The sequence below is a fragment of the Promicromonospora xylanilytica genome, assembly GCF_054782895.1.
The window spans coordinates 58,194-71,729 of the sequence record NZ_BAAGRP010000007.1 but is presented as its reverse complement, the minus strand read 5'-3'; the positions used below and the strand labels follow the sequence as shown (position 1 = coordinate 71,729).

Here is a 13,536-nt window from a genome sequence, read left to right as displayed (position 1 = left end):
CCGCCCCCCTCGCCGAGGTAGTCACTTGGCGAGGTAGTCACGTACGCGACTACCTCGCCAGGTGACTACCTCGCCAGGTGACTACCTCGGGGAAGGGGGTGGGTCAGAGGGTGGGTCAGAGGGTGGCGCGGACCGACCTTGCCGCCGTCACCAGGTTGCGGAGCGACTGGGTCGTCTCCGCGTACGCGCGGGTCTTCAGACCGCAGTCCGGGTTGACCCAGACCAGCCGTGGGTCGATCGACTTGGCGGCGAGCGTCACGAGCTCGGTCACCTCCTCGACCGAGGGCACGCGCGGGCTGTGGATGTCGTAGACGCCCGGCCCGATGCCGCGCCCGTACCCGGCGTCGGCCAGCTCCGGCACGATCTCCATGCGGGAGCGCGCCGCCTCGACCGACGTCACGTCGGCGTCCAGCCCGTCGATCGCGCCGATCACCTGCCCGAACTCCGAGTAGCACAGGTGCGTGTGCACCTGCGTGGCCACGTCGGCCCCCGCCGTCGAGAGCCGGAACGAGCGCACGGACCAGTCGAGATAGTCCGCGTGCGCCGAACGGCGCAGTGGCAGCAGCTCGCGCAGGGCCGGCTCGTCCACCTGCACGACGCCGATGCCCGCCCGCTCCAGGTCCGTCACCTCGTCCCGCAGCGCCAGCGCCACCTGGTCGGCCGTGTCGCCCAGCGGCAGGTCGTCACGCACGAACGACCACGCGAGGATCGTCACCGGGCCCGTGAGCATGCCCTTGACCGGCTTGTTCGTGAGCGACGCCGCGTACGCGGTCCACTCGACGGTCAGCGGCGCGGGCCGGGACACGTCACCCCACAGGATCGGCGGCCGCACGCAGCGGGAGCCGTACGACTGCACCCAGCCGTGCACGGTGGTCGCGAATCCGTCGAGCTGCTCGGCGAAGTACTGCACCATGTCGTTGCGCTCGGGCTCGCCGTGCACCAGCACGTCCAGACCCAGCTCCTCCTGGAGCGCGACGGTGCTCGCGATCTCGGCGCGCATCGCGGCCGTGTAGTCGGCGTCCGACAGCTCGCCGCGCGCCCACGAGGCGCGCGTGCGGCGGATCTCCGCCGTCTGCGGGAACGACCCGATCGTGGTGGTCGGCAACGGCGGCAGGGCGAGCCTCGCCTGCTGGGCGGCGGCGCGCTGCGCGTACGGCGCGCGTTCGGCATCCGCGGCGGTGAGGGCCGCGGTGCGCTCCCGCACGGCGGGCACGGCGACGCCGGCTGCCTCGGCCCGCGACCGCAGGGCAGCCGTTGACTCCGCCAGTGCGTCGGTGACTGCCGTGCGGCCGTCGGTCAGGCCCGTGGCCAGGGTGACGACCTCGGCGACCTTCTGGTCCGCGAACGCGAGCCAGGACTTCAGGCCGGCGTCCAGCCGGGGCTCGTCGGCGACGTCGTGCGGCACGTGCAGCAGCGATGTCGAGGTACCGACGGCGACCGCCCCCGCGCCGAGGCCGGTGCCCGGCGCGGTCAGGCCCTCCAGCGCGGTCAGGCGGTCGTCGAGGTCGGCCCGCCAGATGTTGTGCCCGTCGACGACGCCCGCGACGAGCGTCTTGGTCTGCAGTCCGGCAACGGGCCCGGTGGGTACCGCGCCCTTGACCAGGTCGATCGCGATCGCCTCTACGTCCGTGCCCGCCAGGAGCGCGAGGCCGTCGCCCGGGCCGCCGCGGAGGTCCCCGTACGGCGCCGTCACGAGGATCGCGGGACGCTCGGCCGCGCCGTCCGGTCCGGGAGCGGAGGAGAGCTCGGTGGCCAGCCGCGCGTAGGCCCGGCGCACGGCGTCGGCGACCTCGTCGAAGGGGACGTCGAGCAGGTCGGTGACCAGGGCGGGCTCGTCGAGCTGCGCCCAGGGCGCACCCGCGGCGGCCAGGGCGCGCAGCGCCTCGGCGTACGCGCCGACGACGTCGTCGAGCCGGTCGAGCGGGCGGAAGCCGTCGGGGGCGCCGTCGGCCGCCTTGCTGAGCAGCAGGAACGTCACCGGCCCCACCAGCACGGGGCGGGTCACGACGGCCTGGCCGCCGTCCGCCGGCGCCGTGAGCTCGGTGAACTGGCGCACCGTCCGGTCGTCCACGAACCCGATGGGGGTGTCCGGACCGATCTCGGGGACCAGGTAGTGGTAGTTGGTGTCGAACCACTTGGTCATCTCGAGCGGCGGCTTGTCGCCGTCGCCCCGGGCCAGCGTGAAGTAGCCCTCCAGGGTGAGCGAGCCCTCGCCGTCGCGGGCCAGGTCCCGGAACCGGTCCGGCACCGCGCCCAGGAGAGCCACGGCGTCGAGCACCTGGTCGTAGAAGGAGAACGAGCCGGGAACGGCGCCGGCGCCGGCGTCCAGGCCCAACCCGGCCAGATGCCGTGTGGTGTCCAGGCGGAGGCCGGCGGCGGTGGCCTCCAGCTCGTCGGCGGTGGTGCGCCCGGCCCAGAAGGACTCGACGGCGCGCTTGAGCTCGCGCCGCCGGCCGATGCGCGGGTAGCCCAGGATCGTGGCGTGGGGAAGGTGGGGGAGTGCGTGCTCGACTGCCATGCGTATCAGCTCCATCGGACCTGGCGTTAGCACCTTGCCCGAGTGTGGCGGTTCGGGGGCAGGTTGCTGCGGTGTCGTTGAGCCAGGACTCTCGACCGCTCTGGATGATGAGACTGGATCGTAGGCATGCCCGGGATGTGGTCGAAAAACCGTCCACGCCTCGGGACGCTCCCTGGCCCACGGAACAGTGAGTTTAAAAGTGTGCCAAGCACGGCTCCTGACAGGCCGGCCCCGCGGGACCGGTCGCCCCGGATCCCAGGTGTTGACCACAGCAGTTGCTGCCGGACCGGGTCCAGCCTGGCAGCAACTGCTGTGGTCAACGGGCGCTGCGGCGAGCGACGCTGCTTGCGGACCAGAGCACGACGGCGACGACGGCCAGCCCCGCGCTCACCGCGAGCGGTCCCACGAGTCCCAGCGGACCGATCGTGAGGCCGCCCAGGACCGGGCCGGCGAGCGCGCCGAGATTCAGCGCGACCGTCGAGAACGCCCCACCCATCGTGGGCGCGTGCGCCGAGGCCATGCTGCGCGCGATCAGCGTGCCGCCGGCTGCGAACGAGAGCGCGCCCAGGACCGGCGCGAGCACCCACACCGCCGCGGGGCTCGCCGCGAGGGCGGCCCACAGCGTCCAGCCCGCGACGAGAAGCGGGAGGCCGATCCCGAGGACCAGGTGCCCGTGCCGGTCGGCCAGGCGGCCCGCTGCCGAGACCCCGCCGAAGGCCCCCAGTCCGAACAGCGCGAGCACCAGCGGCACGAGCGCGGGGCCGAGGCCCGCGCGTTCCGTGACCAGCGGCGCCAGGTACGTGAACGCGCAGAACGTCGCGCCGTTCACCAGCACCCCGAGCGAGAGGTACCGCAGCAGGTCCGGGGACCGGAGCGTGCGGAGCTCGGCGGCCAGGTCGACCCGGACGCGCGGAGCGCGCGGGCCGAGTCGGCCCGGCGTCAGGACGGCGACGGCCACCAGCGCGAGCGCCGACACCGCGGCGATCGCCCACAGGGCCGAGCGCCAGCCCCAGACCTCGCCGAGCAGGGCCCCGGCGGGGACGCCCGCGATCAGGGCGAGCGTGGTGCCGCCGAGGAGCGCGGCGAGCGCCCGGGCCTGCCGACCCGTCGGGACGAGCAGGGTGACGGTCGACAGGGCGACCGCGAGGAACCCGGCGTTGGCCACCGCGGCCACGAACCGGGTGCTGAGCAGCACGGCGTAGTGGTCGGTGAGGGCGCCGGCGGCGTGCGCGGCGACGAAGACCGCCAGGCAGGCCGACAGGGTCCACCGCGGTGGCAGGCGGCGCCCGAGCGCGGCCGTCAGCGGTGCGCCGACGACCATGCCGACGGCGAAGCCGGAGGTCAGGTAGCCGGCCTCGGCGAGGGTGATGCCGAGGTCGACCGAGATGCCGGGCACGAGGCCGGCGAGGACGAACTCCGAGGTGCCTTGCGCGAAGACGGCGACGGCAAGCACATGGAGCAGGACAGGCATGAGCGACTCCGAAGGGAGAGGGGGAACGGGTAGGCCGGAGGCGGCACTACGGGGCCCTTCGGATGCGCGGGTCTCTACAGGGGCATCTCGGGCTACCGGAGTACCGGCAGCCCGAACCTGGATGCTTCTGGAGACCTCATGCGGCGAAATTATCAGACGCGGGCAGCGGCCGCTGCCACGCGACCTCGTGGTCGAGCTGGCCCGTCGAGCGGAACAGCAGCACCTGGTGGGCGTCCGGCAGCGCGGCGGCGAGGTCGCCGGTCGTCGTCCGGGCGAAGCCGAGCTTCTGCCAGAAGCCTCCTGAGCGGCGGGAGAACAGCCAGGCCCGGCGCGCCCCGGCGTCGGCGGCGCGGTCGAGCGCGAACCGGGCCAACCGCCGGCCGGCGCCGGTCCCGCGCAGGTCGGGGCGGACGGCGACGCTCCGGACGAGCGCGTGCTCGCCGCTCACGCCGAGCTCGAACCCGGTGGTCGTGCGCACGGCGCCGGCGTCGTCGCGTTCGAGCCACAGGTGCACGGCGGGCTCCGCGAGAGCGGCGACCGTCAGGTCGGCGGTGCGGAGAAAGACTGCCAGGTCGTCGAGATCGTCGGGTGTCGCAGGGCTGAGCACGCGGGGGAGCCTACCCGCGTGCCCGACCTGGTACGCCGCGCCGTGAATAGCCCTGAAAGGCGGCTGACCTGGGCGGGAGTTTCAAAATGTCCCAGTATGCGGCAGGATGCGTCATATCGCCTATCACCAGGGGAATATCGTGACCGCGACCGCCGCCGGGGGCGCCGTCCTGTCGGACGCGTCCGTGTCCACGCCAGCCCTCGTCGCCTGTGATGTCGAGGGGACGCTCGTCCGTGCCGGACGCCGGCCCACGCCTGCGGTCCTCGACGCGGTGGCCGCCGTGCGCGCCGCCGGCCACCACCTGGTGATCGCCACGGGCGGGTCCCTCGCGGACGCCGTGCAGACGGCGCGGCAGCTCGGCGTCCGCGACGGCTGGGCGGTCGCGGCGAACGGGGCGGTGACCGCGCGGCTGCGGCCGGACGGCTACGCCATCACCCAGGTGGTCCCCGTCGACGCGGAGCCGGTGTGCCGGCTCGTCGCCCGGACGCGACCGGACCTGCGGCTCGCCGCCGAGGTGGTCGGCACGGGGTACCGCGCCACGCGGCGGCTGCCCGAACGCCACGTCAGCGGGCCCCAGGAGGTGGTCCACGGGATCGAGGGCGTCTGGGGGCGGCCGACGCCGCGGGTGGTGGTCAACGGGCAGTGGGCGCAGCGGCTCGTCCCGGCGCTGCGCGCGTCGGGAGTCACGGCGCTCGCGGCCCGCGTGGACTGGGTCGACGTCACGGCCCCCGGGGTCACCAAGGCGACCGCGCTCGAGATCATCCGTGTCGAGCTGGGGGTCGCGCCGTCGCGGACCGTGGCCGTCGGCGACGGCGAGGGCGACCTCGAGATGCTGGCATGGGCCGCCGTGTCGATAGCCATGGGCCAGGCCCCCGAGGAGGTCCGTGCCGTCGCCGCGCGCGTGACGGGAACCGTGGAGGAGGACGGCGCGGCCGAGGCGCTCTTCGACGCGCTGCTGCTGCCGACCGGCTGAGCCGCGGCGCACCGCGGGCCGTGGAGAACCGGGTCGCCGCTCGCCGCGCCGCCGCCGCGCCGTTGGGTCAGGATGTGCGCATGGCGCACGCTCACTCGCACGGCTCGGCCGGGCCTGCCGCGCCGCGCACGACGTTCCTGCTGGTCATCACGTTGGTCTCCGCCCTGCTCCTGACCCTCGTCGGCGTGTGGCTGCTGTGGCCCGACGCCGGTGCCGTGCCCGACCGCGTACCGGCCAAGGCGGAGGGCACGTCGTTCGTCGACGTCACCGTCACGGGTCCCGCCGACCCGGCCACCGGAAGCATCCCCGTCGAGCTGCCGGGCGGCGAGACCTCCCGGATGCAGTCGCCCGGCCCGTCGGTCCCGCTCGCCGACGGCGACCGCATCACCGCCGTCGACATCTCCCAGGTCTCCCAGCCCGGCGTCGACCCGCTGGTGTTCATGGACTACCAGCGCGAGGTGCCGATCGCGCTGCTGGCCCTCGCCTACGCCGCCGTCGTGCTGCTGGTCGCACGCTGGCGAGGGCTGGCGGCCATGGCGGGGCTCGGCATGGCGTTCGTCGTGCTGCTCGGCTTCACCATGCCCGCGCTGCTGGCGGGGGAGTCCGCGATCGGTGTGGCGCTCGTGACGTCGTCGCTGGTCATGTTCGTGACCCTGTACCTGGCGCACGGACTGTCGGCCCGTACGTCGACGGCGCTGCTCGGCACCCTGGTCGGCCTCGGGCTCACCGCGCTGCTCGCGGCCTGGGCCTCCGGGGCGGCGCAGATCACCGGCACCACCGACGAGGCCTCCGCGTTCCTGCCGTCCAGCGCGCCGGGTGCCGACCTGCGCGGGATCGCCCTGTGCGGCATCGTCCTTGCCGGGATGGGTGTGCTGAACGACGTGACCATCACGCAGGCATCCGCGGTGTGGGAGCTGCGGGGCGTCGCGCCCGCCGCGTCGCGGGCCGAGCTGTTCACGCGAGCCATGCGCATCGGGCGCGACCACATCGCGTCGACCGTCTACACCATCGCCTTCGCCTACGTCGGCGCGGCCCTGCCCCTGCTGATGATGGTCTGGCTCGTGGACCAGTCGCCGGCCACCGCCCTGAGCTCCGGCGAGATCGCGGAGGAGGTGGTGCGCACGCTCGTCGGGTCGATCGGGCTGGTGCTCGCCATCCCGGTCACCACCGCCATCGCCACGCTCACCGTCCCGGGCCCCGCCGGTCCGGAGGAGGGTCCTGCGGGGTCCGAGCCGGCCTCCGACCCGGAGCTGATGGCGCCGGTGTCCGACGCGTGGGCGGCCCGCCCGTCGTCCGAGGCGTCGGCGACGTAGCGGCGGTGACGCCCACGTTCTCCTCGAGCGCGCGCAGGAGCCGCGTCGCGTCCTCCTGCTCGGCCCCGCTGAGGTCGCCGGCCGTCGCCCGCTCGAGCTGGGCCCAGATCTCGGCGACGCGCGGCCGCAGCGCCAGGCTCGCGGGGGTGGGTTCCACGAGGGTGACCCGCCGGTCGCCGGGGCTGGAGCGCCGGCGCACGAAACCGGCGCGCTCGAGCCGCTGGACCGTCCGGGTCATCGACGCGGAGTCGGTGGCCACGTACTGGGCCAGGTCAGTCTGTCGCTGGGGCCCGTGCTCCCACAAGAACATGAGCAGCAGCTCCTGGCCGGGATGCAGCCCGAGGGGACGCAGCAGGTCCGCGGCGAGCGCCCGGTGCGCTCGCGCGAGCGAGAACACCGCGAGGCTGAGCGGCCCGGTGGCGAACGGGTTCGACTCACTGTCCGGGGCAGATGCCATGGGGTTCATCATAGAACTCGTCGCCTTCGGACCACCGGTCGGGAATAGCGGAGGTGCTCACGACAGTTACCTGTCCCGAACAGCAAAGAGTGGCGAGGAGAGGAAGCACGATGCGAGCAGTGGTCTTTGACGAGTTCGGTGGCCCGGAGGTGCTGCACCTCGGCGAGGTCGCGGAGCCGGAGGCAGGCCCTGGCCAGGTCCGGGTGCGGGTCGAGGCCGTCGGCGTCAACGCCTTCGACGGGAAGGTGCGCTCGGGTGCCATGGAGGCGGCGTTCCGCACGCGGCTGCCCGGGGTGCCCGGCCAGGAGGTCGCGGGGATCGTGGACCAGGTGGGGGCCGGCGTCACCGGGGTCACCACGGGTGACCGGGTCGCGGGACCGGCGGGCCGCGGCGCCGCGGAGTACGCCGTGCTCGGCCTGTGGGCCCGGGTTCCGGACGGTCTCGACGCGGCCCAGGCGGCCGCGGTGCCCGTGGTGGCAGAGACGTCCCGGCGCGCGCTGCGCATCCTCGACGTCAAGGCGGGGGAGACCCTCCTTGTGCACGGCGCGAGCGGCGGGGTCGGCGGGCTGGCGGCCCAGCTCGCGGTCGCGGCGGGCGTGCGCGTGATCGGCACGGCGTCCCCTGCCAACCAGGAACGAGTCGCGGGGTACGGGGCGACCCCCACGACGTACGGGGAGGGGCTGGTCGACCGGGTGCGGGCGCTCGCGCCCACGGTCGACGCCGTGCTCGACGCGGCGGGCAGCGGCGTGCTGCCGGACAGCATCGAGCTGCGCGGCGGCACCGAGCGCGTGCTGACCCTCGCCGACCCGGCGGCGTTCGCCCTGGGCGTCGATTTCAGCGAGCGGTCGGAGCCGTCGGCCGAGGTGCTGGCCGAGACCATGGGCCTGGTGGCGCGCGGAGAGGTGTCGGTGCCGGTCGCGAAGGTGCTACCGCTGGCGGAGGCCGCCCAGGCACAGCGCCTGGTCGACGACGGTCACGCGGGCGGCAAGGTGGTGCTGGTGCCGTGACGCGCCCTGCGGGCCGTGGCCGGGTCGGCTAGGCCGGCCTCGACGACCAGGCTCTCGATCTCGGCGGTCAGCAGGCGCCCGCCGTCGAGCCCCATCGTGTCGAAGGCACCCACGATCTCCAGGGACACGAGCCCGTGGACGCGGTACCAGGTGGACAGGGCGAGCCGGAGCGCCGGCGCCGCGGCCACGGTCGGGACGCCGAGGGACCTGCCCCACCGGGAGAGCTCGTCGTCGAGCGCCGACCGGTCCGGCGCCGGGCTCGCTGCGGCCCCGGCCGCGGCGTCAGCACCCGTGTCGGCCCGCGGACCGGCGTCGGCCGCGACGTCCTGGAGCGTCGTGACCAGGGCGAGCATGCTCTGCCTGATCGTGTCGACGCTCTCCAGCGGGTCCACCGTCTCGCGCCGGCTCCCGGTGAAGAGCATCGAGTACCGGCGTGGGTGGTCCAGCGCCCAGCGCCGCCAGGCGTGCGCGATGGCGGCCAGGCGCTCGGGCGCCGGCCGGTCGGCCGCCGCGCGGGCGGTGTGCGCGACGGCCGCGCCGAGGTCGCTGTACCCGGCCGTCACCAGGGCGTCCAGCAGCGCCTCCCGGGACGCGAAGTAGTGGTAGAGCGCGGGCGACGTCATACCCATCGCCTTGCCGACCGACGCGAGCGACAGGCCGTGCGCGCCGCCGACGTCGATCAGCTCCAGCGCGGTCTGGACGATCTCGTCGACCGTCTGCCGCCGGAGCCGTTCGCGCCGGGTCAGGGGCCGGTTGTCGTCGTCGACTGGCATGTCGCCGAGCCTAGGCCGTGTTCCGGGTGGACGTGCGCCAGGACGTCCGGCGCACCGGGACGGAGCGCTCAGAGCACCGCCCAGCCGAGCAGCCCCGCGGTGATCACGACCGCCCACGGCGGCGCCGCCCACCTGGCCAGCGCGACGAACGCCGCGATGGCGAGCGCCAGCGCGACCAGCGGCTCACCCGCCGCCAGCACACCCTGGGTGAACACCGGGTCGTACAACGCGGCGGCGAGCAGCCCGACCACCCCGGCGTTCACGCCGGTGAGCGCACGCCGGGCGCGCGGCGCGCCCCGCAGGCGCTCCCAGAACGGCAGCCCGCCGACGACGAGGAGAGCCGACGGCACGAAGATGGCCACGAGGGCGATCGCCGCACCGGCGACCCCGGTGGGCCCCGACGTGGTGACGGCGCCCAGGTAGGCCGCGAACGTGAACAGCGGCCCCGGCACGGCCTGTGCCGCGCCGTACCCGGCGAGGAACTGGTCGTTGCCCACCAGACCGGACGGCACCAGCTCCGCCTGCAGCAGGGGCAGCACCACGTGCCCGCCACCGAAGACGAGCGCCCCGGCGCGGTAGAAGACGTCGACGAGCCGCGTCACCCCGCCGCCCCAGAGGCTCGCCAGCAGCGGCAGCACCACGAGCAGCGCGCCGAACACGGCGAGACAGGCCACGGCGACGCCGCGCCGGACGGGCACCGCGAACGGCTCGTCGTTGCCGTCGTCGTCGGACGCGCGGGCGAGCCACAGGAGCCCCGCGACGCCCGACAGGACGATCACACCGACCTGGCTCATCACGACCGGAAGCCCCAGGACGGACGGCGCAAGGAGCGTCGCGACCGCCGCGGCCCCCGTGATGGTCGCGCGGCGCGCGTCCGGGGCGAGCGTCCTGGCCATCCCGAGCACGGCCTGCGCGACGACGGCGACAGCCGCCGCCTTGAGCCCACCGATCCATCCGGCGCCCGCGTCGCCACCGAACGTCGCGACGCCGTACGCGAAGGCCACCAGCAGCACCGCGGACGGCAGCGTGAAACCCGCCCAGGCGGCCAGCAGCCCACCGATGCCCGCCCGGTGCAGCCCGATCGCCATACCGACCTGGCTGGACGCGGGCCCGGGCAGGAACTGGCAGAGCGCCACCAGGTCGGCGTACGCACGGTCGCCGAGCCACCGCCGCCGCACCACGAACGCGTCGCGGAAGTACCCCAGGTGTGCCACCGGCCCACCGAACGACGTGAGTCCCAGGCGCAGGAACGTCACGAAGACCTCGCGGGTCGCCGCGGCTCCCGAGGCGGGCGGGACGGACGGGCCGGACGTCGACATGCCGGAGCCTTCAGAGGTCACACCGGGACGGTACCGGGTGGGCGCCGCCCCTGTGCTGCCGTACCGCGACGTCTCTCGTACCGGTGCGTGCCGTGGCCGTCCTACCCTGACCCGCCCACCTGGACAGCGGGCAACTGGGCACGTTCGACACGTTTGGTGACGCTGGGCGCCCCGCTCAGGCGGAGCTCCAGCCCGGCAGCAGCCGCTCCAGGGCGTCGGCCAGCGGTACGGAGTCGCCGTCCTTGCCTCCCGCCCCGAGCAGCAGCGGCGGACGCCGCGGCTCCGGCCGGATCCCACGCACCCGGTCGAGGAGCCCGATCGGTGCGGTGAGCACGTAGAAGCCGCCGTCGGTGCCGACGCCGGCGGTCCGGTCGACACGCAGGTACCAGCCCTCGAGCGGCGTGCGGACGGTGCCTCGGCCCCCGTACCCCTGGACCCGGAGCGGCACGGGGGCCAGCCCAGCGGTACGGGTGGCCGTCACGAACTCGCGCAGCAGAGCCTCGGCCCGGGCATGCTCGGCGTCCTGGCGTGCCTGCAGGCGCTCGCCCTGCAGCCGGACCGCCTCCGCCCGCTGCCTGGCCCACTGGTCGTCGCGCATGGGAGCAGTCTGGCAGGAGTCACGCCCCGACCCGGGCGCCCACCCGTTCCGCCAGGAACTCCTCCCAGGTACGGCGGCCCACCGCCCGGTCCGGCGCGGTCCCTGCGCCCGCCCGCAGCGCCCGCGCCGCACCGCCCGGCTGCCGGATCGACAGGATCGGGCGACGCAGGCCCGCCGCGTCGAGGTACGTGCGCAGCAGGTCACGCATCTCGTAGACGCGCGGGCCGCCCACGTCGGGCACCAGGCCGGCCGGGTCGGACAGGGTGAGCTCGACCAGGCGGTCCGCCACCTCCGCGGCCTCGACCGGCTGGATCCGGTACCCGCTGAACGACGGCGCGACCGGCAGCTTCGCCAGGGCCTGCACGAGCGTCAGCACCAGGTCGTGGAACTGCGTGGCGCGCAGCGTGGTCCACGGCAGCCCGGACCGCTCCACGAGCAGCTCGGCCGCCCGCTTCTCGGCGATGTACCCGAACGCGGCCCGGTCCACGCCGCTGGTCACGGGGACGCGGTCCGCGCCGACCACCGAGATGTAGACCAGGTGCGGGGCCCCGGCGGCGCTCGCGGCCTCGACGAGGGTGCGGGTCTTGGCCGCGTCACCCTTGTTGCTGCCGGCCAGGTGGAGGATAGTGTCCACCCCGGTGACGGCGGCGCCCACGCCGTCGCCCGTGCTCAGGTCGGCGGTGACGTGCTCGATGCCCGGCCGTGACGCGTGCGGCGTGCGGCTCAGGACGCGTACCTCCTGGCCCGCACCGCGCAGCAGCGGCACGACATGGCGGCCGAGCGTGCCGGTGCCGCCGGTGACGAGAATGGTCGCAGTCATGGTTCCTCCTTCGGCAGGAGCCGGGGCTCCTGATCACATCGGGCGCCGCTCGCGGGTCAACGGGTCGTGGACCAGGACGAGCGACGTCGGGTCAGTACTGGCATGACACGCGGCGAAGGAGGAACGTGACAGCGATGGACGAGCGGACGTGGTGGCGGGACAGCTTCGAGGAACACCGGCCGCACCTGCGCGCGGTCGCCTACCGGATGCTCGGCTCGGTGAGCGAGGCGGACGACGCGGTCCAGGACGCGTGGCTCCGGGTCGAGCGGGCCGGCGCCACGGGGGTCGACAACATCGGCGGCTGGCTGACCACCGTCGTGTCGCGCGTGTGCCTCAACATGCTGCGGTCCCGCGGCACGCGCGGGGAGGTGCCGCTCGACGTGCGGGTCCCCGACCCGGTCGTCACCCCCGAGCCCGGTACCGACCCGGAGACCGAGGCGGTGCTCGCGGACTCGGTGGGGCTCGCCCTGCTCGTGGTGCTCGAGCAGCTCGCCCCGGCGGAGCGGCTCGCCTTCGTGCTGCACGACACGTTCGGTGTGCCGTTCGCGGACATCGCGCCCATGATCGAACGCACGCCCGAGGCCACGCGCCAGCTCGCGAGCCGGGCGCGGCGCCGGGTCAGGGGCTCCACGACCGACCCCGACACCGACGTGCCTCGGCAGCGCGCGGTGGTCGACGCGTTCTTCGCCGCCGCCCGCGACGGAGACCTCGACCGGCTCGTCTCCGTGCTGCACCCCGACGTGGTGCTGCGGTCGCAGGGCGCGCACGGCCGGCCGACCGTCATCAGCGGGGCGCACGACGTCGCCTCGAGCGCGCCCCTGTACTCGAGGCTCGCCCCGTTCGTGCGCCCGGTGCTCGTCAACGGGGCCGCCGGGGCGCTCGTGCTGGTCGACGGCCGAGCGGTGTCCGTGCTGGCGTTCGTGGTGACAGACGGGCGGATCGCGGCGATCGACGTGCTCTCGGACCCGGCGCGCCTGGCTGGGCTCGACCTCTCCGGCGTGCTGCCGGCGGGGGACTGAGCCGGGCGTCCGACCACCGGCCGGGTCGGGACAACCCACGGCTCCGGAAGGGGGTCACCCGGATTCCCGCTGGGCCGGCGCCGGGCCAGCATGGACGCATGACCGAAGCCAGCCGTACGACCCGATCCGCGCGCCGCCCGGCGGAGACACCGCCCGGGCCGGCCCGCCCCGTAGCAGAAGGTCCCGCACGCGACCGCCCCGCACCCCAGCGCGCGGTACCGCTCAGGACGCTGTCGGCCGCCGCGTTCGCGCTCGCGGTCCTGGCCGGGGTCGCCGAGGCCGTCCTCTCCGTCGGAGTCATCGTGGGGGACCAGGGCACGGCGGGCATCGACCCGGGCCTCGCCGCGCAGCTGGTGCTGCGCGGCGCGATCTTCGCCGGGGCGCTCACGTGCGCGTGGCTCCTCGCGCAGGGCCGCCGGTGGGCGTGGTGGGCGCTCCTGCTCGGCCTCGGCCTGCTGGGCACCGCGTCGATGGCGCTGCCGCTGGCCTCCGACCTCATGGGCGGTGCGAGCCTCTACAGCGCGCTGGGCGGCGACGTCTCGGCAGCCTTCCCGGTGGTACGCGTGCTCCACCTCGGCCTCGTCGCAGCCGGCGTCGTCACGATGCTGCACCCGGACGTGCGCACCACCCTGTCCGAGCGTGGCCGACGCGCTCGTTGACC

12 protein-coding genes, 1 pseudogene and 1 riboswitch are annotated in these 13,536 nt (G+C 74.8%); of the genes and pseudogenes, 5 read left to right on the top strand and 8 right to left on the bottom strand.

The genetic code is table 11. The features are described 5' to 3' along the window. Positions 1-115: 115 nt before the first annotated feature. The 3 genes from metE to ACYVK7_RS08160 all read right to left on the bottom strand — a co-directional run bounded on the left by metE (position 116) and on the right by ACYVK7_RS08160 (position 4,596). Positions 116-2,518, bottom strand: a complete 2,403-nt coding sequence (gene metE, locus ACYVK7_RS08170) for a 5-methyltetrahydropteroyltriglutamate--homocysteine S-methyltransferase (protein WP_460887195.1) — start codon at positions 2,516-2,518, stop codon at positions 116-118. Positions 2,519-2,526: 8 nt separating this feature from the next. Next, positions 2,527-2,629: riboswitch (SAM riboswitch) on the bottom strand. A 205-nt stretch (positions 2,630-2,834) separates the two neighbouring features. Continuing rightward, complete coding sequence (locus ACYVK7_RS08165; RefSeq protein WP_460887194.1) at positions 2,835-3,989, bottom strand: Cmx/CmrA family chloramphenicol efflux MFS transporter; 1,155 nt, start codon at positions 3,987-3,989, stop codon at positions 2,835-2,837. Between the two features lie 136 nt (positions 3,990-4,125). Then, complete coding sequence (locus ACYVK7_RS08160) at positions 4,126-4,596, bottom strand: GNAT family N-acetyltransferase (RefSeq protein WP_460887193.1); 471 nt, start codon at positions 4,594-4,596, stop codon at positions 4,126-4,128. Positions 4,597-4,735: 139 nt separating this feature from the next. Here ACYVK7_RS08160 and ACYVK7_RS08155 point away from each other — a divergent pair, with 139 nt between their 5' ends. Together ACYVK7_RS08155 and ACYVK7_RS08150 are read left to right on the top strand one after the other, a co-directional pair. Then, positions 4,736-5,569: an HAD family hydrolase gene (locus ACYVK7_RS08155; protein WP_460887192.1), complete on the top strand. Its 834-nt coding sequence runs from the start codon at positions 4,736-4,738 to the stop codon at positions 5,567-5,569. Between the two features lie 80 nt (positions 5,570-5,649). Beyond that, entirely contained in the window at positions 5,650-6,882 is a 1,233-nt protein-coding gene (locus tag ACYVK7_RS08150; protein WP_460887191.1) for a YibE/F family protein, read from the top strand. 151 nt (positions 6,883-7,033) lie between these two features. On the opposite strand, the pseudogene ACYVK7_RS08145 reads toward ACYVK7_RS08150, so the two are convergent. Further along, a pseudogene (locus tag ACYVK7_RS08145) lies at positions 7,034-7,339 on the bottom strand (MarR family winged helix-turn-helix transcriptional regulator); the annotation flags it as partial. A 110-nt stretch (positions 7,340-7,449) separates the two neighbouring features. Here ACYVK7_RS08145 and ACYVK7_RS08140 point away from each other — a divergent pair. After that, positions 7,450-8,346: an NADP-dependent oxidoreductase gene (locus ACYVK7_RS08140; RefSeq protein ID WP_460887190.1), complete on the top strand. Its 897-nt coding sequence runs from the start codon at positions 7,450-7,452 to the stop codon at positions 8,344-8,346. On the opposite strand, the gene ACYVK7_RS08135 is transcribed toward ACYVK7_RS08140, so the two are convergent. The 4 genes from ACYVK7_RS08135 to ACYVK7_RS08120 form a co-directional block, all read right to left on the bottom strand. Next, on the bottom strand, positions 8,313-9,119 hold the full coding sequence (locus ACYVK7_RS08135; RefSeq protein WP_460887189.1) for a TetR/AcrR family transcriptional regulator: 807 nt from the start codon (positions 9,117-9,119) through the stop codon (positions 8,313-8,315). The two genes, ACYVK7_RS08140 and ACYVK7_RS08135, sit on opposite strands and share 34 nt — an antisense overlap. A 68-nt stretch (positions 9,120-9,187) precedes the next feature. Further along, positions 9,188-10,438 carry a chromate efflux transporter gene (gene chrA / locus ACYVK7_RS08130; RefSeq protein WP_460887905.1) on the bottom strand — a complete coding sequence of 417 codons (1,251 nt, stop codon included), beginning with the start codon at positions 10,436-10,438 and terminating at the stop codon, positions 9,188-9,190. A gap of 175 nt (positions 10,439-10,613) precedes the next feature. Next, positions 10,614-11,036: a hypothetical protein gene (locus ACYVK7_RS08125; RefSeq protein WP_460887188.1), complete on the bottom strand. Its 423-nt coding sequence runs from the start codon at positions 11,034-11,036 to the stop codon at positions 10,614-10,616. A gap of 19 nt (positions 11,037-11,055) precedes the next feature. Further along, the gene (locus ACYVK7_RS08120) at positions 11,056-11,856 is read right to left on the bottom strand and encodes an SDR family oxidoreductase (protein ID WP_460887187.1); all 801 of its coding nucleotides are present in this window, start codon (positions 11,854-11,856) and stop codon (positions 11,056-11,058) included. 134 nt (positions 11,857-11,990) lie between these two features. On the opposite strand from ACYVK7_RS08120, the gene ACYVK7_RS08115 reads away from it, so the two are divergent. Together ACYVK7_RS08115 and ACYVK7_RS08110 are read left to right on the top strand one after the other, a co-directional pair. Continuing rightward, entirely contained in the window at positions 11,991-12,875 is an 885-nt protein-coding gene (locus tag ACYVK7_RS08115) for a sigma-70 family RNA polymerase sigma factor (RefSeq protein ID WP_460887904.1), read from the top strand. 98 nt (positions 12,876-12,973) lie between these two features. After that, on the top strand, positions 12,974-13,534 hold the full coding sequence (locus ACYVK7_RS08110; protein WP_460887186.1) for a hypothetical protein: 561 nt from the start codon (positions 12,974-12,976) through the stop codon (positions 13,532-13,534). The last annotated feature ends 2 nt before the right edge of the window (positions 13,535-13,536 follow it).